We start from the raw sequence: 18,685 nt of genomic DNA on the forward strand, positions 1-18,685 counted from the left end.
GTCATTCGCTCCGGTCGAACGCGTACAGCGACAGCGTGAGCAGTGTCGTGATCGCCAGGACGATCGCGAGGCCGAGCATCCCGGCCGTGAACGTGCCGAAACCGTCCTTCAGGTAGCCGACGAGATAGGGGCCCGCAAATCCGCCGAGCGCGCCGATCGAATTGATCAGCGCCAGCCCGCCGGCCGCGGCCTGGCCGGACAGGAAGCGCGACGGCAGCGTGTAGAAGATCGTGCGGCCGGCAATCGTGCCGATCAGCGCGAGCGTGATGCCGACGAGCGCCGGCCCGAGGGTCAGGAAATGCGTCGACACGCCGAGCGCCACCGCGCCGATGAACAATCCGATCGCCAGGTTCGCGATCGGGGCACCGCGACGGTCCACCCGTTTCGCCCACCCCAGCAGCGCGACCGTCGCGAAGAAGTACGGCACTGCGGACAACCAGCCCGTCTGCATCGTCGACATCCCGTGCGCCTTCAGCATTTGCGGCAGCCAGATGCCGATTCCGTACGAGCCCATCGTGAAGCCGAACGAAATCAGCGCAAGCACGTACACGCGGACGTCGCGCAGCGCCACGCCGAAGCGCTTCTTGCGGCCGGCGGCGCCATCGCGCTCGAACGCGCGTTGCAGCGCGGCACGCTCGTCGCCCGACAGCCATGTCGCATGCTCCGGGGAATCGGACAACAGCTTCAGTACGAGGAAACCGAGCGCGCACGCAGGCAGCCCTTCGACGATGAACATCCACTTCCAGCCGGCGAGCCCGAGCACGCCGTCGAGCTGCAGCAGCCAGGTCGAGAGCGGGCCGCCGACCAGCGACGACAGCGGCGTCGACACGGTGAACCACGCCAGCACGCGCGTGCGATAGCTCGCGGGAAACCACACGGCAAGGAAGAAGATCACGCCCGGAAAGAATCCGGCCTCGCCGATGCCCAGCAGCAGCCGGATCGCGTAGAAGCTGGTCGGCCCGGTCGCGAGCGCGGTCGCGGCCGCCATCAGCCCCCACGTGATCATGATGCGTGCGAGCCAGCGGCGCGCACCGAAGCGGTACAGCGCGAGATTGCTCGGCACTTCGAACACGCAATAGCCGGCAAACATGATCCCCGCGCCCCAGCCGAACTGCGTCGCGGTCAGCCCGAGATCGCGGTTCATCGTGAGCGCCGCGAATCCGACGCTCGTGCGATCCAGATAGTTGAAGAAATACGCGAGCGCGAGCAGCGGGATGAAGCGCCACGCGGCCTTGCGCACGGCGCGTTGCTCGATCGACGCGTCGGTCTCGCGATCGGCGGCCAGCGCCGGGGAAGCGGATGTCATGGTTGTCTCCGTGGATGCGGCGATCCTCCCCGCGCGGTGCGCGGCCGGGACGCCTTTGTTCGTTCGATGAATCGCGGCCGCGCTACGCGCTCGCCACTTCGTTCGCCGAAGGCGCGCCGCCCGGCCCGTCGCCGTGCGCGGCGGCGTCCGCGCCGTACCGCCCCGCGACGACGCCGGCATCGATCAGCGCACGCGCATCGTCCGGCGTGTAGCCGAGTTCGCCGAGCAGCGCGCACGTGTCCTGGCCGAGCGCGGGCGGCGCCGAGCGCAGCCGCAGGCGCTGGCCCGCGAGCGTCAGCGGCAACAGCGCCGTGCGCGTGTCGATCGACCGGCCGGCGCTGCTCGCGTCGGCCGGCAGCGTCACGGCTTCGAGGCCGCCCGTGGCAAGCAGATGCGGATCGTCGAACAGGTCCTGCGGCTTCGTGATCGGTGCGTACGGCAGGCCGGTCGACTCGAAGATCGCGCCGATCTCCGCGGCCGAGTACGGCGCAAGCCGCGAACGCAGTTCGGGCAGCAGCCATTCGCGCGCCTGGACGCGCAGGTTGTTGGTCGCGAGGCGCGGATCCTCCTTCAGCGCAGTCAGGCCGAACGCGTCGCAGAACAGCACCCACTGCGTGTCCGACACGACCGCAAGAAAAATCTGTTCGTCGTCCTTGACGGAGAACACGTCGTAGACGGCCCACGCGGAAATCCGGCTCGGCATCGGCGACGCGGCCTGCCCCGTCACCGCGAACTGCATCATGTGCTGCGCGACGAGGAACACGTTGTTCTCGAACAGCGCGCTCTGCACCTGCTGGCCGCGACCCGTGCGCTCGCGCTGGGCGAGCGCGGCCATCGCACCGATCGCGCCGAACATGCCGCCCATGATGTCGTTCACGCTCGCGCCCGCGCGCAGCGGTCGCCCTTCCGGGCCCGTCATGTAGGCCAGGCCGCCCATCATCTGCACGACCTCGTCGAGCGCGGTGCGATGCTCGTACGGCCCCGGCAGGAAACCCTTGTGCGACACGTACACGAGGCGCGGATTGAGCGCGTCCAGCGCCGGATAGCCGAGACCGAGCCGGTCCATCGTGCCGCTCTTGAAGTTCTCGCTGAAGACGTCCGCCGTCGCGACGAGCCGCAGCACGATCTCCAGCCCGCGCGGATCCTTCACGTCGACCGCGAGGCTTTTCTTGTTGCGGTTGAACATCCCGAAGAAGCCCGCGCCGGAGCCGCGCAGCGCCCGCGTGCCGTCGCCCGCGATCGGCTCGATCTTGATCACTTCCGCGCCGAGGTCCGCGAGCAGCATGCCGCACGTCGGGCCCATCACCATGTGCGTCATCTCGATCACGCGCACGCCCGCATACGGCAGCGCGGAGGCCGATTGCCGATCGTTCATCGTGCGGCTTCCGGCAGACATCCTTCCGGTTGCACGGCGGACGGAGCGCGGCCATCCGCATAGCGGAAGCCCTTCGGCAACCCGGCGTCGGGCACGTGGCCGTATAGCGCCTCGGACGGCAGCGCCGCATGCAGGATCGCGCGCGCGGCGAGCAGCGCGTCGACGTCGACGCCCGTGTCGTATCCCATCGCTTCGAGCAGGAACACGAGATCCTCGGTGACGATGTTGCCGGTCGCCCCCGGCGCATACGGGCAGCCGCCAAGGCCGCCCTGACTGGCGTCGATCGTCGTCACGCCCGCATCGAGCGCCGCGACGACGTTCGCGAGCCCCTGGCCGCGCGTGTTGTGGAAATGCGCGCCGCCGGCCTTGTCGCCGACTTCGCGCCGCAGGCGCGTGAACAGCCGGCGCACCTGTACGGGGTTCGCATAACCGCTGGTATCGGACAGGCCGATCTCGTCGACACCGCATTCAGCCATCGCCACCGCCATCGCGATCGTCTCGTCATCGCTGACGGCGCCCGCAATCGTGCAACCGAACGCGACCGACACCCCCGCCTCGATCTGCACCGACGGAAACCGCGCGTCGCGCAGCGCGACGATCGCGCGCACCTCGTCGATCATCCGCGCGGGCGTCTTGCGAATGTTCGCCAGCGAGTGCGCTTCCGTCACCGAGACCGGCAGCGTCAGCTTGTGCACGCCCGCGTCGAATGCGCCCTCGGCGCCGCGCAGGTTCGGCGCGAGCGCGGCGACGTGCAGCCCGGGAATCGCCAGCGCGTGCGCCACGACTTCACGTACGTCGGCCATCTGCGGCAACAGTCTGGCCGGCACGAACGACCCGACCTCGATCTCGCGCAGGCCGGCCGCGGCCAGCGCGGTGATCCAGCGCAGCTTGCCGGCCGTCGGCATCACGACCTCGATGCTCTGCAGCCCGTCGCGCGGCCCGACCTCGCTGACCAGCACCTTCGGATGTTCGGAACCCTTCATTCGAGACCTCATCGTTCTATCTGAAAGAATATCGTTCTATTTGACAGAACTCTAAGCGCGCATTGAAGGAGCGGTAAGCGGGGTATACCCGTGAAATTGCGTTTTTCTGGAACTTGAGTTCTGCCAGATAGAACGATATAGTCGGCCGACCGTTATCCGAAGGAAACAGGTAGTGCCGACTAATCCAGCAAATCAGGCCGGCGACGCATCCGATCCGGCGACCGAAGAAGCGTCCAGCGGCGTCGCGGTGCTCGACCGTGCGTTCGCGATCCTCCGTGCGTTCGGCCAGACCGACGACCGGCTGTCGCTCGCCGAATTGTCGCGCCGCACCGGGTTGTACAAGAGCACGATCCTGCGCCTGCTCGCCGCGCTCGAGCATGGCGGATTCATGCGCAAGCTCGACGATGGCCAGTACGCGATCGGGCACGAGCCGTTGCGGCTCGCGGCGTTGTACCAGCGTTCGTTCCGCGTCGGCCCGGTGGTCGAGCCGCTACTCGAGACGCTGAGCCGCGAACTCGGGGAAACGGCATCGTTCTATGTGCGCCAGGGCGACGTGCGCTCCGTGCTCTATCGTGTCGAGCCCGCGCGGGCGGTGCGCGTATCGATCCGCGTCGGCGAGGAGTTTCCGGTCGGACAGGGTGCATCGGGGAAGGTGCTACTGGCCTTCACCGACACGCAGGACGCCCGCTGGAACGACGTGCGCGAACAGCTGTGGGCCGCGTCGTACGGCGAGCGCGATCCGGAGACGGCATCGGCGTCCGTGCCCGTGTTCGGCGCGGCCGGCGAATGCGTCGGTGCGCTGACGGTGTCGGGCCCGAAATCGCGGCTCGCCGCCGCGCCGGCGATGACGGCGGCGCTCGCGATGCTGCTGCCGCTCGCGCAGAAGGCGACCGTCGCACTCGGCGGCACGGGCGCGCGCTACGACGCCGCCGCCGTGCGCGACAGCCTCGCGCGGCTCGCATCGTCAGCGGACGACCCCGCCCGGTCGTAGGGAGCCGGTTGCATCCGGCAGGCGACACGGCAGCGCGAAAGGCAGCCGCATGCGACACTGGCCGCCGATGCACGCAGCGCGCCGTTCGCAGGCGACGCACCGCGCGTGCAACCGTCAACCGGCCCCGCACGAGGAGACACCCGCGATGAACGCCGCGCGTACCGCCACCTGGTATTTCGATTTCGTTTCGCCGTTCGCCTACCTGCAGCAGGAACAGTTCGACCGGTTGCCGCCCGCCGCCGCGTTCGAGCCGCGGCCGATCGTGCTCGGCGCGCTGCTCGCGCACTGGGGCCAGAAAGCGCCGGCGGAGATCGCGGCCAAACGCGTGTTCACCTATCGGCATGCGCAATATCGCGCGGACAAGCTCGGCATTGCGTTCCGGATGCCGCCCGCGCACCCGTTCAATCCGATCAAGCCGCTGCGCCTCGCGATCGCGATGGGCAGCTCGCAGGACGCGATCCGGCGGATCTTCCGGCACATCTGGCGCGACGGCCAGGACGTATCGACGCCGGCAGGCTTCGCCGCACTGTGCGAAGCCGTCGGCTTTCCGGAAGGCGTGACGGCCGTCGAGGCCCAGCCCGTCAAGGATGCATTGCGCGCGAACACGGATCGCGCAATCGCCGACGGCGTGTTCGGCGTGCCGACCTTCGCACTCGACGGCGACCTGTTCTGGGGCGAGGACGCGACCGACATGTTCGTGGACTGCGCGACGTCGCGCGCGTGGCTCGACTCGCCCGAAGTACGCCGCATCAGCGCGCTGCCCGAAGGGATCCGGCGCGGCTGACGGCGAGCCGCCATCGGGCGCCGCGGGTTTCAGCCGTCGCGCCCTTCGACGAGCGCCGGCACGGCCTCGCGCATCATCGCGGCGAACCGCACGAGCCGCGACGGATAGAACTGCGCATGCGGATAAGTCAGGTAGACGGGCAGCGGCGCGGCCTGCCAGTCGGGCGCGAGGTGCACGAGATCGCCGCGCGCGAGATCGTCGGCCAGCATCCACGACGATCCGACGCACGCGCCGACGCCCAGCAGCGCCGCGCTGCGCAGCGCATACAGGTTCGCGGTCGTGATGCGCGGGCGGATCGCGATGCGCCGCGTGTCGCCGGTGGCCGCATGCGTGAGCGCGAGCTCGGTACGGTAGTACGTGCGCAACGCGAGCCACGGCAGCGCGGCGAGCGCGTCCGGATCGGCCGGCACGTCGGCGCCGTTCAGCACCGACGGCGCGGCGACCACGAAGCGCGGCACCTTCGTCAGCCGGATCGCGACCACGCCCGGATCGGTGGGCTCGCCGACCTGGATCGCGCAATCGATGCCGCTGCCGACGAAATCACGCACCTCGTCCTGCAGCAGCCACTCGACCGACACGCGCGGATAGTCGCGCAGGAACTGCACGAGCGGCGCCACGAAACGCTGCTGCCCGAACGCGTGCGGCACCGCGACGCGCAGCAGCCCGTCCGGCTCCTCCTGCGCGCCGCGCAAATCGGCCTCGAACGCCGCCCAGCTCGCCAGCAGCTCCTTCGCCCGCTTGAAGCAACGCTCGCCGTCGACGGTCAGCCGCATCGTATGGGTCGTGCGTTGCAGCAGCCGCATGCCGAGCGAACTTTCCAGCGCCTGCAGCCGCCGGCTGACGGTCGGCTGCGTCGTATGCAACTGCACGGCGGCCGCCGACAGGCTGCCGGCCTCGACTATGCGCACGAAGGTTTCCATCAGCTCGAAACGATAGCCGGCGCCGTCCACCGGCACCGTCTGAATGCGCCGAGACCCGCCAGCAGCGGGAGAGGGGGAAGATTTTTCGGTCATGCGTGTAGCGTATAACAAATCTGCGCCTGCCGGCACTACCGTCGCCGGCCGCGTACCGCCACACTCGCGTCCATCCCATTCTTCAACCGAGGATGTACGCGATGTCCACCCCGACCCGTCTCGACGCCACGCCCCGCGTGGCGCATGCCCCGGCCCATCCGGCCGCCCATTCGATGCCCGATCGCCGGCTCGTGCTGCTGCTCGCGGCCGCCGCCGGCCTCGGCGTTGCCCCGCTCTACTACGCGCAGCCGATGCTCGGCGCGCTCGCACCCGATCTCGGCGCATCGGCGCGAGCGATCGGCTTCGTGCCGACGCTCACGCAGCTCGGCTATGCGCTCGGCATCCTGCTGCTCGCGCCGCTCGGCGACCGCTTCGACCGACGCCGCGTGATCGTGACCAAGGCCGCCGCGCTGGTCGTCGCGCTGCTGTTGGCCGCCGTCGCGCCGTCGCTCGGGCTGTTGCTCGTGGCGAGCTTCGCGATCGGCCTCGCGGCCACGATGGCGCAGGACGTCGTACCGGCCGCCGCGACGCTCGCGCACGATGCGCATCGCGGCCGCATCGTCGGCACGGTGATGACGGGGTTGCTGCTCGGCATCCTGCTGTCGCGCGTCGTGGCCGGACTCGTCGCCGAGACGGCCGGCTGGCGCGCGATGTTCGCGCTCGCGGCCGTCAGCGTCGCCGCGATCGGCGCCGTGGCCGCCCGCGGGTTGCCGCGCTTCGAGCCGACCACGCGGCTGCCGTATCGCGCGCTGATCGGCTCGCTCGGCGCGCTGTGGCGCGACCATTCGGCACTGCGCCGCGCCGCCCTCGCGCAGGGGCTGCTGGCCATCGGTTTCAGCGCGTTCTGGTCGACGCTCGCGGTGATGCTGCACGGTGCGCCGTTCCACCTCGGCAGCGCGGCCGCCGGTGCATTCGGCCTCGCGGGCGCCGCGGGCGCGCTGGCCGCCCCGATCGCCGGGCGGCTCGCCGACCACCACGGCCCCGAGCGTGTCACGCGGATCGGTATCGGCATCGCGACGGCGTCGTTCGCGTCGATGGCCGCTGCGCCGCTGATGTCGCCGCATGCGCAGCTCGTCCTGCTCGCACTCGCGACGATCGGCTTCGATCTCGGCGTGCAGGCCACGCTGATCGCGCACCAGTCGATCGTCTACCGGATCGATCCCGCGTCGCGCAGCCGCCTCAACGCAGTGCTGTTCGTCGGCATGTTCATCGGGATGGCAGCCGGTGCCGCGCTCGGCAGTTTGTTGCTCGCGCAACTGGGCTGGAACGCGGTGACTGCGCTCGCCGTCGCGACGTCGCTGGCCGCGCTCGCCGTGCGGGTGTGGCGCAACTGAAGACGGGCATCGCGTCACGCCGGCGGGCAAGCCCACGAGGCTTGCCCGTTTTTTTATTTTTGATCGGCGCGCGCATGACGCTGCGCCGCCCGGCAGATTCGCACCGTTCCAGCGCGGCAATCATTCATCCGGCGCAAGGTCCGCAACGGCCTGTCGAATTGTCCAGTTCACCCAAATATTTTTCCGGCGCACGTGCACGCCCGCACGCAAACGTCGGATGAATCGACCCTGCCGCACGGGACGGCGCGCTCCCATCCGGCCCCAGCATGCAGCTCCGGTTTATCAGGGGATTCCCGGTATTTTTTCGCATTTTCTTCGAAATAACGGGTGACATACTTGCCCCCCGTTGCGCTCCGTGCGAGCGCGCTTTCCGATCCAGCCGGCCGCTCGTCATGCGCTGCGCGTCCGCCCGGGTCGCACAGGACATGAACGATTTCGACACCACGATCCAGATCTTCCTCACCCACGTGACGTTCGGCCCGTTGATGAATCACGCGATCCGCGTGATCGCGGGCCTCTACACGTTCAAGGGCTTCGTGCTCATTCCCGTGCTGTGCTGGCTGTGGTTCCAGCCGGTCCCGCACCGCGAACGGCAACGCGAGCTGGTCGTCGCCACCGTCGCGAGCGGGATCATCGCGCTGGCCGTCGGCCGCGTGCTTGCCCAGGTACTGCCGTTTCGCGTGCGGCCGATCTACAACCCCGACCTGCACCTGCACTTTCCTTCAGCCGGACTGCGCGCGGCGACGCTGCAGACATGGAGTTCATTTCCGAGCGATCACGCGATGCTGTGGATGGCGATCGCGACCGGCATCTTCATCATCGCGCGCCGCGTCGGCATCGTCGCGCTGCTGTATTCGATCGTGTTCATCTGCCTGCCGCGCGCGTATCTCGGCTTTCACTATCCGACCGACCTGATCGCGGGCGCGGCGATCGGCATCGCGATCGCCTGGCTGCTGACGCGCGACGCGATCCGGTCGCGCTTCGCGCCGCCGGTGCTGGAGATGATCCGGCGCTTCCCCGCGCCGGCCTATACGCTCGCGTTCCTGCTGTGCTTCGAGTTGATCACGCAGTTCGACGAACTGCTGACGCTCGCGCAGTCGGCCACGCGCACGATGTGACGGGCACCTCGCGATGCTGCCGCTGCTGTCGTTCCGTCGCCCCGGCGCGCGCTGCCGGCCATGCGCGGCCGCGGCCCGCCGTGCGACGGCTGCGCCCGTCAGTCGCGATCGGGCGCGCCGAGCGGAAAGAACGCACGATACGGCCGTGCCTCGTCCACCGCGCGCGCAAACGACGGCCGCGCGAGCAGACGCTTGCGGTACGCGATCACGCTCGCGAACGCCGGGTCGATCCGGTGCGTCCAGTCCGCGTAGAACAGGAACGGCGCCGCGCCGCAATCGGCGAGGCTGAAACGGTCGCCGGCCGCCCATTCGCGATCGGCCATCGTCTTGTCGAGCCACGCATACGACGTGTCGAGCATCGTGCGCGCGTCCGCCACCCCACGCGCATCGCGTTCGGCTTCCGGCCGCAGCGCATCGAACACGACCTTCTGCTGCGGCGTCGCCACGTAGTTGTCGAAGAAGCGGTCCATCGTCCGCACCTCGAGCGCGGCGCGCGGATCGTCGGGCAGCAGGCGCACGGGGCCGGGATGGTTCAGGCCGAGATGCTCGATGATGATCGACGCCTCGATCACCGTACGACCCGCGTCGACGAGCACCGGGAAGCGCTTCAGCGGCCACAGCGCGGTCAATTCCTGCATCGGCTTCGGATCGTCGTGCGCGAGCACGCGATAGTCGAACGGCGTGCCGTTCTCGTACAGCGCGGTCAGTACTTTCTGGCAGTAGGACGAAAAGGGATGGGCGTAAAGCGTCGGCATCATTGACAGGTCTCCCGGGGTTTCGGCGCCGCGTCGTGCAGCGCCACATGATCGGATACCTGGACGACGAACGGTGCCCGGCCGTTTCGACATCGACCGGGAATTTTTTTCGGAAGACTGCCTGGGCCGCTACGACCGGCCATCCGTCACGACACGCCCTTCGGCACGCCAGCGCAGCATTCCGCCGCCGAGATTGGCGACCGCGTCGAAGCCGGCCTTCTTCAGGATCACCGTCGCCTGCGCGGAGCGCCCGCCGGCCCGGCACACGGTCACGACCGGCCGCTCGCGCGCGATCTCGCCGATGCGCGCGGCCAGTTCGCCGAGCGGGATCGGCGTCGCGCCGGGCAGATGGCCGAGCGGGCCCGCGAATTCGTCCGGTTCGCGCACGTCGACGACCTGCACGGCCGGCAGATGATCCTCGAGCCATTGCGGATCGATTTCCCAGAAACCGGCGAACGTATAGACGAGGGGCGCCCAGTCGGCAGCCGCCTGCGCATCGGGCGCGTTCGCGGCGACGCCGCACTGGAGGTTCGCCGGCACCGCGACGTCGATCTGGCGCGGATGCGCGAGCCCGAGGTTGCGCATGTAGCCGGCGAAATCGTCTTCGCTGAGATCGCCGCCGAGGCGCGGGTTGAAGCGCCGCTCCTCGCCGACGCTCGTCACCGTGAGCCCGCGATAGTCGTGCGCCGGATACAACAGGCACGCGGCCGGCAGCGTGAAGAGCCGGCCGTGCACCGCGCGATACAGCGCGCGCGGGTCGCCCTGCTGGAAGTCGGTGCGGCCGGTGCCGCGGATCAGCAGGCAATCGCCGGTGAACGCCATCGATTCGTCGTCGAGCACGAGGCTGATGCATCCGCTCGTGTGGCCGGGCGTCGCGCGTACGGTCAGGTAGCGCGAGCCGAACGCGCAGCGGTCGCCGTCGTTCAGGTAGCGGTCAGCTCCCTGCGCGCCGCTCGCCGCCGAGATCGCGATCGCGCTGCCCGTGTGCTGCTTCAGGAGCCACGCGCCCGTCACGTGATCGGCATGCACGTGCGTGTCGACGGTCGCGACGAGCCGCAGCCCGAGTTCGTCGAGCAGCGCCGCGTCGCGACGCACCTGCTCGAACACGGGATCGATCAGCAGCGCCTCGCGCGATGCGCCGTCGGCGAGCAGATACGTGTACGTCGACGATTGCGGGTCGAAAAGTTGCCGGAAGATCATTGCTCTGGTGCTCCGTCGTCGTCTGGTTCTTCAGTGAGGTGTAGTCGGATCGGCATGCTGCATATCGCAGCCGGGCGCCGGCGTCGGCATGACGACATCGCCACCGCGCGAGCGGCATCGCACCCGCCGCGTTTCGCCCATTCATACAGCGTAGATCAAAATGCCCGCGCCGCCGGCATCACACCGCGCGGCAATCGATTCCGACGACGAATCGCGCACGCTGGGACGATGCGCCGCGCCGGGACGGCAGCGCACGCTGCCTTACACTACGGCCTGTTCACGTCTCCGATCACAGGAATGCCCCCGACATGTCGATGACGATCGATCCGAAGCAGGCCGCCGCGCTGCTGGCCGTCGCCGACACCGGCAGCTTCGAACAGGCGGCCGTGCGCCTGCACGTGACCGCGTCCGCCGTCACGCAACGGGTCCGCGCGCTGGAGGCGAGCCTCGGCACGCCGCTCGTGCTGCGCACGCGGCCGTGCCGACCGACGGTGGCCGGGCAGCGGGTGCTGCAGCACCTGCGCCGCGTCGCGCTGCTGCAGGCCGACCTGCAGAGCACGCTCGCGACCGAGCGCGAATCGCCGATCTCCGTGACGATCGCGCTGAACGCCGACAGTCTCGGCACGTGGTTCCTGCCCGCGCTGACGTCCGTGCTCGCGGGCGAGCGGATCCTGTTCGAGCTGATCGTGGAGGATCAGGATCACACGTTCGCGCTGCTCGAAAGCGGGATGGCGGTCGGCTGCGTGACGACCGAGCCCAAGCCGATGCGCGGCTGCATCGCGACGCCGCTCGGCACGATGCGCTACCGGCTGCTCGCGGCCGCCGCGTTCGCGGTGCGCTGGTTTCCGCGCGGGCTGAACCGCACGAGCGCCCGCCGCGCACCCGTCGTCGCATATTCGCGGCGCGACACGCTGCAATCGTCGTTTCTGAAGGAGAAGTTCGGGTTACCCGAGGGCGCGTACCCGTGCCACTACGTGCCGGGCACCCATTCGCACTTCGCAGCGGTGCGGCACGGGCTCGGCTACGCGATGGTGCCCGAGCCGCTGATCGGCACCGCGCCGCTCGACGCGCAGGGGCTCGTCGATCTCGCGCCCGCGCATCCGACCGACGTCACGCTGTACTGGCACGCGTGGACCGTGCAGTCGCCGACGATGGCGTCGCTGTCCGCGCGGGTCGTCGAAGCGGCGCGTCGGCTGCTCGCGCCGTTGCCGTAACGCTGGCGGGCGCGCGGGTGATCAACGCTGCCGGCGCGGTATGCGCCGCGGCGAGAAAGTCAGCCGCGCCGCCTATACTTTTTCCATCGGCCTCGCGAACGCGCCGCGCGGCCGATCATCCAGGTCCGGCCGTTCCCTTTCATGTGAGGAGAACATCATGTCCCGCCGCTATATCGATTGCCGCGAGTTTCCCAGCGCGATGCATTGCTCGGTCGCAATTTCCGCCGACTCCGACAACGAACTGCTGGAGGCCGCCGTGCAACATGCGGTCTCGGTGCACCAGCACACCGACAGCGCCGAACTGCGCACGCAGCTCAAATCGCTGTTCCGCGACGGCGCGCCACCCGTCGACACGCCGCCGCAAGCGTAATCCGCCGGCACGACACGGATCGACCGACAACGCGCCGCGTCACCCCTTCCGTGTGTTGCGTCATGCCAGATCGCGCCGGCCCGTCGCGGGCCGGCGCATTTCGCGTCACGCGCGACGCTGCGCGAAATACGCGCCTACCGCGTCGACGAACGTGTCGATGTCCGCGCGCGACACGTCGCAATGCGTGACGAAGCGCGACGCATACAGCATCTGCGTGAGGATCCCGCGCGCCTTGAGCCACGCCTCGAGCGGCGCGCAATCGGCTTCGGGGAATTGCGCGAACACCATGTTCGTCGCATGCGACAGCACCTTCACCGAGTCGATGCAGGCGAGGCCGGCCGCGAGATGCGCGGCATTCGCGTGATCGTCCGCGAGCCGCTCGACGTTGTGATCGAGCGCATACAGGCACGCCGCCGCGAGAATGCCCGACTGCCGCATCCCGCCGCCCAGCACCTTGCGCCAGCGCTGCGCGCGCTCGATCAGCGCACGGCTGCCGACCAGCACCGAGCCGACCGGCGCACCGAGCCCTTTCGAGAAGCAGATCGACACGGTGTCGAACGGCGCGCACAGCTCGGCGATCGGGCGACCCGATGCGACGGCCGCATTGCAGACGCGCGCGCCGTCGAGGTGCGTGGACAGCCCGCGGCTGCGCGCGAACGCGACGGCTTCCTGCACATAGCCTTCGGGCAAGACCTGGCCGCCGATCGTGTTTTCGAGCGCGAGCAGCCGCGTGCGGGCAAAGTGATTGTCGAGCGGCTTGATCGCCGCGGCGATCTTCGCGAGCGGCAGCGTGCCGTCCGGCGCGTTCTCGATCGGTTGCGGCTGGATGCTGCCGAGCACGGCCGCACCGCCGCCCTCGTACTTGTAGGTATGCGCGAGCTGGCCGACGATGTACTCGTCGCCACGCTCGCAATGCGACATCAGCGCGGCGAGGTTGCTCTGCGTGCCGCTCGGGAAGAACAGGCCGGCTTCCTTGCCGGCGCGCTCGGCCGTCACCGCCTGCAGGCGCAGGACGGTCGGGTCGTCGCCCCAGACGTCGTCGCCGGTTTCGGCGGCCATCATTGCAGCCAGCATCGCCTGGCCTGGACGTGTCACGGTATCGCTGCGTAAATCGATCATCGCTGTGCCCTGAGTAAACGCGAGCCGGAACCGATGCGCCCGGCCCTGCCGAAACGAGACTGAGAGTGTACGCAATTCGCGCGGCGGCTGCCGCCCGCCGCCGCGCGCCCGATTCCGCACGCGCGACGTCGTTCCGATGATGCGACGCGCCATATTGACGCACGTGCGTCAGACCGCCACGCCGCGGCCACACGCGCCGCGAGCGGTCTTCTTGATACGAATCAACGATTTAACCGGAAATGGCGCGCGACGGGCTGGACATCTGCGACGAGTTGGCGCATTTCGCGGTGCAACATCGCGACCCATACTCCAGCCAACCCCGCTGCCTGTCTGCCGGGGTCCGCCGGCACCCGCCGGCGGGTATCGTCAGCCTCGGTCATCTGGTATGGACACCGCACTTTCGGCCCTCGATCTGGCCCGCCTGCAATTCGCGTTCACCGTCTCCTTTCACATCGTCTTTCCCGCGTTGAGCATCGGCCTCGCCAGCTTCATCGCCGTGCTCGAATATCGCTGGCTGAAGACCGGCAAGCAGTACTACAAGACGCTCTGCCTGTTCTGGTCGAAGATCTTCGCGGTCGCGTTCGGGATGGGCGTCGTCTCCGGCGTCGTGATGAGCTATCAGTTCGGCACCAACTGGTCCGGCTTCTCGAGCTTCGCCGGCGCCGTCACCGGCCCGCTGCTGATGTACGAGGTCATGACCGCGTTCTTCCTCGAGGCCGGCTTCCTCGGCATCATGCTGTTCGGCTGGAACCGCGTGAGCCCGCGCGCGCACTTCGGCGCGACGCTGATGGTCGCGATCGGCACGCTGATCTCGACGTTCTGGATTCTCGCGTCGAACAGCTGGATGCAGACGCCGCAAGGCTTCGAGATCGTCGACGGCCGCGTCGTGCCGACCGACTGGTTCGCGATCATCTTCAACCCGTCGTTCCCGTACCGCCTGTTCCACATGGCGATCGCCGCGTTCATCGTCGCCGCGCTGGTGGTGGCCGCGACGGGCGCGTGGCATCTGCTGAAGGGCCGCCGCGACAAGGGCGTGAAGAAGATGTTCTCGATGGCGCTGTGGCTGCTGCTGGTGCTCGCGCCGCTGCAAGCCGTGATCGGCGATCAGCACGGCATCAACACGCTGAAGCACCAGCCGGCGAAGATCGCCGCGATCGAAGGGCTGTGGGAAACCGAAAAGGGCGGCACGCCGCTCAACCTGTTCGGCATCCCGGACATGAAGGCGGAGACGACCCGCTACGCGGTGAAGGTGCCGCACCTCGGCAGCCTGATCCTCACGCACAGCTGGGACGGCGAAATTCGCGGGCTGAAGGACTTCCCGCCGCAAGACCGCCCGAATTCGACGGTCGTGTTCTGGAGCTTCCGGATCATGGTCGGCCTCGGCTTCGCGATGATCGGCCTCGCCGCGCTCGCCTGGCTGCTGCGCCGCCGCGGCCGCCTGTATGAATCGAAGTGGTTCCAGCGCTTCGCGCTCGTGATGGGCCCGACCGGTTTCGTGTCGCTGCTCGCGGGCTGGGTGACGACCGAAGCCGGCCGCCAGCCGTGGGTCGTGTATGGCGTGATGCGCACCGCGCAGGCCGTGTCGCCGCTGTCGGTGCAGCAGGTCAGCCTGTCGATGATGACGTTCGTGATCGTGTACTTCCTCGTGTTCGGCACCGGCGTGTACTACATGCTGAAGCTGATGAAGGCCGGCCCCGCGCTGCCCGACGTCGAGCACGACGCGACGCACGACCTGCCGGACACGCGCCCCGACCACACCGCGCGCCGCCCGATGTCGGCCGTCGACGAGCTGATCGAGACCGTCTGAGCCCACTCCTTTCGCATACGAGAAAACCTATGGACGTCACCGTAATCTGGGCCGCGATCATCGCATTGGGGCTCTTCATGTACGTCGTGCTCGACGGCTTCGACCTCGGCATCGGCATCGTCTTCCCGTTCTTCCCGGACGAGAAGGAACGCGACCTGATGATGAACACGGTCGCGCCCGTGTGGGACGGCAACGAGACGTGGCTCGTGCTCGGCGGCGCCGGGCTGTTCGCGGTCTTTCCGATCGTCTATTCGACCGTGCTGTCGGCGCTGTACCTGCCGCTGATCTTCATGCTGGTATGCCTGATCTTCCGCGGCGTGTCGTTCGAGATCCGCGCGAAGGCGCGGCGCACGAAGCAGCTGTGGGATCTCGCGTTCATCGGCGGCTCGGCCGGCGCGACGCTGTTCCAGGGCATCGCGCTCGGCGCGTTCCTGCAAGGCATCGACGTGAAGGACGGCGTATACGCCGGCGGCGCATTCGACTGGCTCACGCCGTTCAGCCTACTGACGGGCCTCGGCCTGCTCGTGACCTACGCGCTGCTCGGCTGCTGCTGGCTCGTCGCGAAGACCGAAGGCGATCTGCAGCGGCGCCTCCATCGCGTCGTATGGCCGCTGACCGTCGTGCTGCTCGGCTTCATCGCGGTCGTCAGCCTGTGGACGCCGCTGCAGGATCCGGCCATCGCGCAGCGCTGGTTCGATTCGGGCCTGTTCTGGCGTTTGCTGCCGGTACCGTTCCTGGTGGCCGCGTGCGCGGTGTGGATGCACCGCGCCGTGCGCGACCGGCACGACATGACGCCGTTCGTGCTCGCGCTGGCGCTGGTGCTGCTCGGCTACGTCGGCCTGCTCGTCACGCTGTTCCCGTATGCGATTCCTCAGACGATGACGATCTGGGAAGCGGCGGCGCCGCGGTCGAGCCAGACCTTCACGCTGGTCGGCGCAGCGGTTATCCTGCCGATCATCATCGCCTACACGACGATGGGTTACTGGGTATTCCGAGGCAAGGTGCGCCATGAAGACCAGCATTACTACCACCACTGATTCCGCCGGTCGCCCGCCCGAGGCGCCGCGGCCGCGGATGCGCGGCTGGATGTGGTTCGTCGTTCTGTGGGCGGGCGGCGTGATCGGCGCCGTCACGCTCGGCTATGCGTTCAAGATCTTCATGAACCTGACGCTGTTTGCGGTGAAATAAGCTGCGCGGGGTGCAACGCCCCGCATCCGGCCCTCTCGCCGTACTGCACGCTGCCGTGGCGCCTTGCGACATCGGGCCGGCGATCGGGTGAACGGCGCCGGACGGCGGCGAATGCGCGACCGGCTACGCGTCCTGCCGCACCACGCCCAGCTTGAGCCCCAGCATGCCGAATATGCGGTTCATCGTCTGCACCGTCCCGTCGCTGCGCCCCTGTTCGATATCCTGAATCGTCTTGGTCGACACGCCGGCAAGCGTCGCCATTTCCGCACTCGTCAGCCGCATCGTCTTCTTCAGGTGCCGCACCGATTCGCGCAGCGACCATTCGGGATGTGCGAGAACGCCCTCGATCGCTTGCCGCCGGAGCGAAAGCTGTTCGGGAAGCGGCAGCGCGTTGTAGCGTTTGTCCATCGTGTCGCCCTCCGCCTAGCCCAGCGCATCCAGTTCACCGGCAAGCCGCTCGAGCCCAGGCCGCAGAAACGCATGCACGTCGTCCTCCAATCCGAGACCGGCGCCGTGATCGGCGATTTCCTGCAAACGCGGCGCCATCGCACTCAGCCGCGCCTGCAATGCAGCACGGTCCAGCACGACATGCGTCTCGCGCGTCTGCGGCTCGCTCGACCGAACGACCGCATCAAGCACGCACGCCCAGTCCGGCCGGCCACCGTCATTTCCTTCCCAACGAATACGCCTCGCAATGCCATCCGGATGCAGATACATCGGTGCAAAGTCGTAAAGCGGCGTCAGCGCGATGCGCCCGTCGAAATCGCGCTGCAACGCGGTGTTTCGCGCATGGTTGTCCTTGTTGCCCAACGCGAGATTCGCGACGTCGCGGCACAGGTATTCAGCCACCTCGGCCTGGGGGTTCGTGCATTGACGCACGAGATGCCGGCATACCTCGTCATGGCTCGGCACGACACCGAAGCCGGCCTTGCCCGTCAACGAAGCCACACTTTCCTGAGCGAGCCGGACAACGCGACCGCCCACACGCGCACGATCGAAACGCCGGATGAAGAGCGAGCGATCGCGCAGCACCAGCGGTGCATGCACGCGCAAGCCGAGACGCTGGGCCAATGACATGTAGGGCGCTTCGTGACGCAGGATCTGCGCGAGGCGCGCGTTCGCGCCGCGTCCGAACTTGACGATGTAATGCTCGATCGCGCGCTCGTCCGGCAGCGTGTGATCGAGATAGAGCAGCCCGTCGTCGGCGCGGGTCAGCAGCAGCTTCGGCCACTCGCCCTGCACACCCGAAGAGCCCGCAACGAAGAATCCGTGCGCGGCAAGATATTCGCTGAACGCGTCGCCTCGCGCGACCACCTCCTCGTCGGTAAAACCTTGCTGCGGCCCCTGACGCTCGGCAAGCCATTGCGCCGCTTCCTTGACGCGCAGATTCCCGATCGAATTACCGGCCCCCGCGAGCAGCAGCGGCCAGTCGGCATGCTGCTCCGCCGTTTCCGGCAAACCGAGGCGGCGCGACAGTTCCTCGCGGCCGAAGCCTTGCGGCAGCAGATCGATCAGGAAAACAGGCCAATGCGGTGTCTCCAGTGGCTCGAGGCCAACCGGAAAACGGCACGTCATCGCATGCGCGTCGCGGGCAGGCCGATGCCGAATGGCCCACTCGACGTCGTAACCGGTATAAGCACGCGCGCGCCAACCTTCCCCGGGGTCGCCGAACAGGTTGACGACGCCGATGTCGTGCCAGGCACCGTCGGCATGGAGCTGGATCGTGCAGGAGGCGTTCATTTCGGAAGAAATATATATAAATTACCAAGCAGCAAGCAAGTAAAGTATATATTTTTCTACCGAAATGCAAATCTTCTTCGTCGAGTACGCCTGAGCAGGCGCACCTTGAATCAGCTTCTGCGGGTCAACGCCGCCTCGATCTTGCGATCCGTCTTGTACTGGCTCAGCGCATACACCGACCAGATCGCGGCGGGCAGCCAGCCGATGATCGTGAGTTGCAGGAGCAGGCAAATGATCCCGGCGATCGGGCGGCCGATCGTGAAGAACTGGAACCACGGGAGCAGCAGGGCAAGCAGAAGGCGCATGAACGATCCTCTCGGTACGTCGTTGAACGGGTGATGCGCGACGAATATGCCGGTGCATGCGGCGAAATTCAAGCCACACGACG

General features: G+C 68.1%; 19 protein-coding genes. 9 read left to right on the plus strand and 10 right to left on the minus strand.

Annotated features, from left to right (window positions below; translation table 11 throughout):
* Nucleotide 1: 1 nt before the first annotated feature.
* From CFB46_RS18290 to CFB46_RS18300, 3 genes are all read right to left on the minus strand, one after another.
* Nucleotides 2-1,306: an MFS transporter gene (locus tag CFB46_RS18290; RefSeq protein WP_089500747.1), complete on the minus strand. Its 1,305-nt coding sequence runs from the start codon at nt 1,304-1,306 to the stop codon at nt 2-4.
* Nucleotides 1,307-1,388: 82 nt separating this feature from the next.
* Nucleotides 1,389-2,681 carry a CaiB/BaiF CoA transferase family protein gene (locus tag CFB46_RS18295; RefSeq protein ID WP_089500748.1) on the minus strand — a complete coding sequence of 431 codons (1,293 nt, stop codon included), beginning with the start codon at nt 2,679-2,681 and terminating at the stop codon, nt 1,389-1,391.
* Entirely contained in the window at nt 2,678-3,664 is a 987-nt protein-coding gene (locus tag CFB46_RS18300; protein ID WP_089500749.1) for a hydroxymethylglutaryl-CoA lyase, read from the minus strand. Before CFB46_RS18300 ends, CFB46_RS18295 begins: the two co-directional genes overlap by 4 nt.
* 172 nt (nt 3,665-3,836) lie before the next feature.
* Between CFB46_RS18300 and CFB46_RS18305 the strand changes: the two genes are divergently transcribed.
* On the plus strand, nt 3,837-4,655 hold the full coding sequence (locus CFB46_RS18305; protein ID WP_089500750.1) for an IclR family transcriptional regulator: 819 nt from the start codon (nt 3,837-3,839) through the stop codon (nt 4,653-4,655).
* A gap of 145 nt (nt 4,656-4,800) precedes the next feature.
* Nucleotides 4,801-5,439: a 2-hydroxychromene-2-carboxylate isomerase gene (locus CFB46_RS18310; RefSeq protein ID WP_089502243.1), complete on the plus strand. Its 639-nt coding sequence runs from the start codon at nt 4,801-4,803 to the stop codon at nt 5,437-5,439.
* A gap of 29 nt (nt 5,440-5,468) precedes the next feature.
* Here CFB46_RS18310 and CFB46_RS18315 read toward each other — a convergent pair whose 3' ends face one another.
* Entirely contained in the window at nt 5,469-6,452 is a 984-nt protein-coding gene (locus CFB46_RS18315; RefSeq protein ID WP_027781644.1) for a LysR family transcriptional regulator, read from the minus strand.
* 101 nt (nt 6,453-6,553) lie between these two features.
* Here CFB46_RS18315 and CFB46_RS18320 point away from each other — a divergent pair, with 101 nt between their 5' ends.
* A complete protein-coding gene (locus CFB46_RS18320) occupies nt 6,554-7,786 on the plus strand; it encodes an MFS transporter (RefSeq protein WP_089502244.1) in 1,233 nt (410 codons plus the stop codon).
* A 425-nt stretch (nt 7,787-8,211) separates the two neighbouring features.
* Complete coding sequence (locus CFB46_RS18325; protein ID WP_089502245.1) at nt 8,212-8,904, plus strand: phosphatase PAP2 family protein; 693 nt, start codon at nt 8,212-8,214, stop codon at nt 8,902-8,904.
* A gap of 98 nt (nt 8,905-9,002) precedes the next feature.
* Here CFB46_RS18325 and CFB46_RS18330 read toward each other — a convergent pair whose 3' ends face one another.
* Together CFB46_RS18330 and CFB46_RS18335 are read right to left on the minus strand one after the other, a co-directional pair.
* Entirely contained in the window at nt 9,003-9,662 is a 660-nt protein-coding gene (locus CFB46_RS18330; RefSeq protein WP_089500751.1) for a glutathione S-transferase family protein, read from the minus strand.
* Between the two features lie 126 nt (nt 9,663-9,788).
* Nucleotides 9,789-10,859 (minus strand): rhodanese-like domain-containing protein, encoded by a 1,071-nt coding sequence (locus CFB46_RS18335; protein WP_089500752.1) that lies wholly within the window; start codon nt 10,857-10,859, stop codon nt 9,789-9,791.
* 308 nt (nt 10,860-11,167) lie between these two features.
* On the opposite strand from CFB46_RS18335, the gene CFB46_RS18340 reads away from it, so the two are divergent.
* The gene (locus CFB46_RS18340) at nt 11,168-12,073 is read left to right on the plus strand and encodes an HTH-type transcriptional regulator ArgP (protein WP_089500753.1); all 906 of its coding nucleotides are present in this window, start codon (nt 11,168-11,170) and stop codon (nt 12,071-12,073) included.
* Nucleotides 12,074-12,230: 157 nt separating this feature from the next.
* Entirely contained in the window at nt 12,231-12,443 is a 213-nt protein-coding gene (locus CFB46_RS18345) for a DUF1059 domain-containing protein (RefSeq protein WP_027781650.1), read from the plus strand.
* A 105-nt stretch (nt 12,444-12,548) separates the two neighbouring features.
* Here CFB46_RS18345 and ltaE read toward each other — a convergent pair whose 3' ends face one another.
* Nucleotides 12,549-13,562 (minus strand): low-specificity L-threonine aldolase, encoded by a 1,014-nt coding sequence (gene ltaE, locus CFB46_RS18350; RefSeq protein ID WP_089500754.1) that lies wholly within the window; start codon nt 13,560-13,562, stop codon nt 12,549-12,551.
* Between the two features lie 385 nt (nt 13,563-13,947).
* Here ltaE and CFB46_RS18355 point away from each other — a divergent pair, with 385 nt between their 5' ends.
* Genes CFB46_RS18355 through CFB46_RS18365 form a run of 3 tightly spaced genes read left to right on the plus strand, consistent with a single transcriptional unit; the run spans nt 13,948 to nt 16,557 of the window.
* A complete protein-coding gene (locus tag CFB46_RS18355; RefSeq protein ID WP_027781652.1) occupies nt 13,948-15,369 on the plus strand; it encodes a cytochrome ubiquinol oxidase subunit I in 1,422 nt (473 codons plus the stop codon).
* Between the two features lie 29 nt (nt 15,370-15,398).
* On the plus strand, nt 15,399-16,406 hold the full coding sequence (gene cydB, locus CFB46_RS18360; protein ID WP_089500755.1) for a cytochrome d ubiquinol oxidase subunit II: 1,008 nt from the start codon (nt 15,399-15,401) through the stop codon (nt 16,404-16,406).
* The gene (locus CFB46_RS18365) at nt 16,378-16,557 is read left to right on the plus strand and encodes a hypothetical protein (RefSeq protein WP_027781654.1); all 180 of its coding nucleotides are present in this window, start codon (nt 16,378-16,380) and stop codon (nt 16,555-16,557) included. The genes cydB and CFB46_RS18365 overlap by 29 nt, the downstream gene beginning before the upstream one ends.
* A 123-nt stretch (nt 16,558-16,680) precedes the next feature.
* Here the strand turns inward: CFB46_RS18365 and CFB46_RS18370 are convergent, their stop codons facing one another.
* From CFB46_RS18370 to CFB46_RS18380, 3 genes are all read right to left on the minus strand, one after another.
* On the minus strand, nt 16,681-16,965 hold the full coding sequence (locus CFB46_RS18370) for a helix-turn-helix domain-containing protein (protein WP_089500756.1): 285 nt from the start codon (nt 16,963-16,965) through the stop codon (nt 16,681-16,683).
* A 15-nt stretch (nt 16,966-16,980) separates the two neighbouring features.
* Entirely contained in the window at nt 16,981-18,297 is a 1,317-nt protein-coding gene (locus CFB46_RS18375) for a type II toxin-antitoxin system HipA family toxin (RefSeq protein WP_089500757.1), read from the minus strand.
* A gap of 110 nt (nt 18,298-18,407) precedes the next feature.
* Nucleotides 18,408-18,602 carry a YqaE/Pmp3 family membrane protein gene (locus CFB46_RS18380; protein WP_027781657.1) on the minus strand — a complete coding sequence of 65 codons (195 nt, stop codon included), beginning with the start codon at nt 18,600-18,602 and terminating at the stop codon, nt 18,408-18,410.
* Nucleotides 18,603-18,685: the final 83 nt, after the last annotated feature.

The sequence above is a fragment of the Burkholderia sp. HI2761 genome (assembly GCF_002223355.1).
Lineage (GTDB): Bacteria > Pseudomonadota > Gammaproteobacteria > Burkholderiales > Burkholderiaceae > Burkholderia.

Bases quoted from the DNA above. Each gene is read 5' to 3' on its own strand.
- CFB46_RS18290 (WP_089500747.1), bottom strand. From the start codon at position 1,306: ATGACATCCGCTTCCCCGGCGCTGGCCGCCGATCGCGAGACCGACGCG.
- CFB46_RS18295 (WP_089500748.1), bottom strand. From the start codon at position 2,681: ATGAACGATCGGCAATCGGCCTCCGCGCTGCCGTATGCGGGCGTGCGC.
- CFB46_RS18340 (WP_089500753.1), top strand. From the start codon at position 11,168: ATGTCGATGACGATCGATCCGAAGCAGGCCGCCGCGCTGCTGGCCGTC.
- CFB46_RS18315 (WP_027781644.1), bottom strand. From the start codon at position 6,452: ATGACCGAAAAATCTTCCCCCTCTCCCGCTGCTGGCGGGTCTCGGCGC.
- CFB46_RS18370 (WP_089500756.1), bottom strand. From the start codon at position 16,965: ATGGACAAACGCTACAACGCGCTGCCGCTTCCCGAACAGCTTTCGCTC.
- CFB46_RS18330 (WP_089500751.1), bottom strand. From the start codon at position 9,662: ATGATGCCGACGCTTTACGCCCATCCCTTTTCGTCCTACTGCCAGAAA.
- CFB46_RS18310 (WP_089502243.1), top strand. From the start codon at position 4,801: ATGAACGCCGCGCGTACCGCCACCTGGTATTTCGATTTCGTTTCGCCG.
- CFB46_RS18345 (WP_027781650.1), top strand. From the start codon at position 12,231: ATGTCCCGCCGCTATATCGATTGCCGCGAGTTTCCCAGCGCGATGCAT.
- CFB46_RS18375 (WP_089500757.1), bottom strand. From the start codon at position 18,297: ATGAACGCCTCCTGCACGATCCAGCTCCATGCCGACGGTGCCTGGCAC.
- CFB46_RS18335 (WP_089500752.1), bottom strand. From the start codon at position 10,859: ATGATCTTCCGGCAACTTTTCGACCCGCAATCGTCGACGTACACGTAT.
- CFB46_RS18365 (WP_027781654.1), top strand. From the start codon at position 16,378: ATGAAGACCAGCATTACTACCACCACTGATTCCGCCGGTCGCCCGCCC.
- CFB46_RS18300 (WP_089500749.1), bottom strand. From the start codon at position 3,664: ATGAAGGGTTCCGAACATCCGAAGGTGCTGGTCAGCGAGGTCGGGCCG.
- CFB46_RS18325 (WP_089502245.1), top strand. From the start codon at position 8,212: ATGAACGATTTCGACACCACGATCCAGATCTTCCTCACCCACGTGACG.
- ltaE (WP_089500754.1), bottom strand. From the start codon at position 13,562: ATGATCGATTTACGCAGCGATACCGTGACACGTCCAGGCCAGGCGATG.
- CFB46_RS18320 (WP_089502244.1), top strand. From the start codon at position 6,554: ATGTCCACCCCGACCCGTCTCGACGCCACGCCCCGCGTGGCGCATGCC.
- CFB46_RS18380 (WP_027781657.1), bottom strand. From the start codon at position 18,602: ATGCGCCTTCTGCTTGCCCTGCTGCTCCCGTGGTTCCAGTTCTTCACG.
- CFB46_RS18355 (WP_027781652.1), top strand. From the start codon at position 13,948: ATGGACACCGCACTTTCGGCCCTCGATCTGGCCCGCCTGCAATTCGCG.
- cydB (WP_089500755.1), top strand. From the start codon at position 15,399: ATGGACGTCACCGTAATCTGGGCCGCGATCATCGCATTGGGGCTCTTC.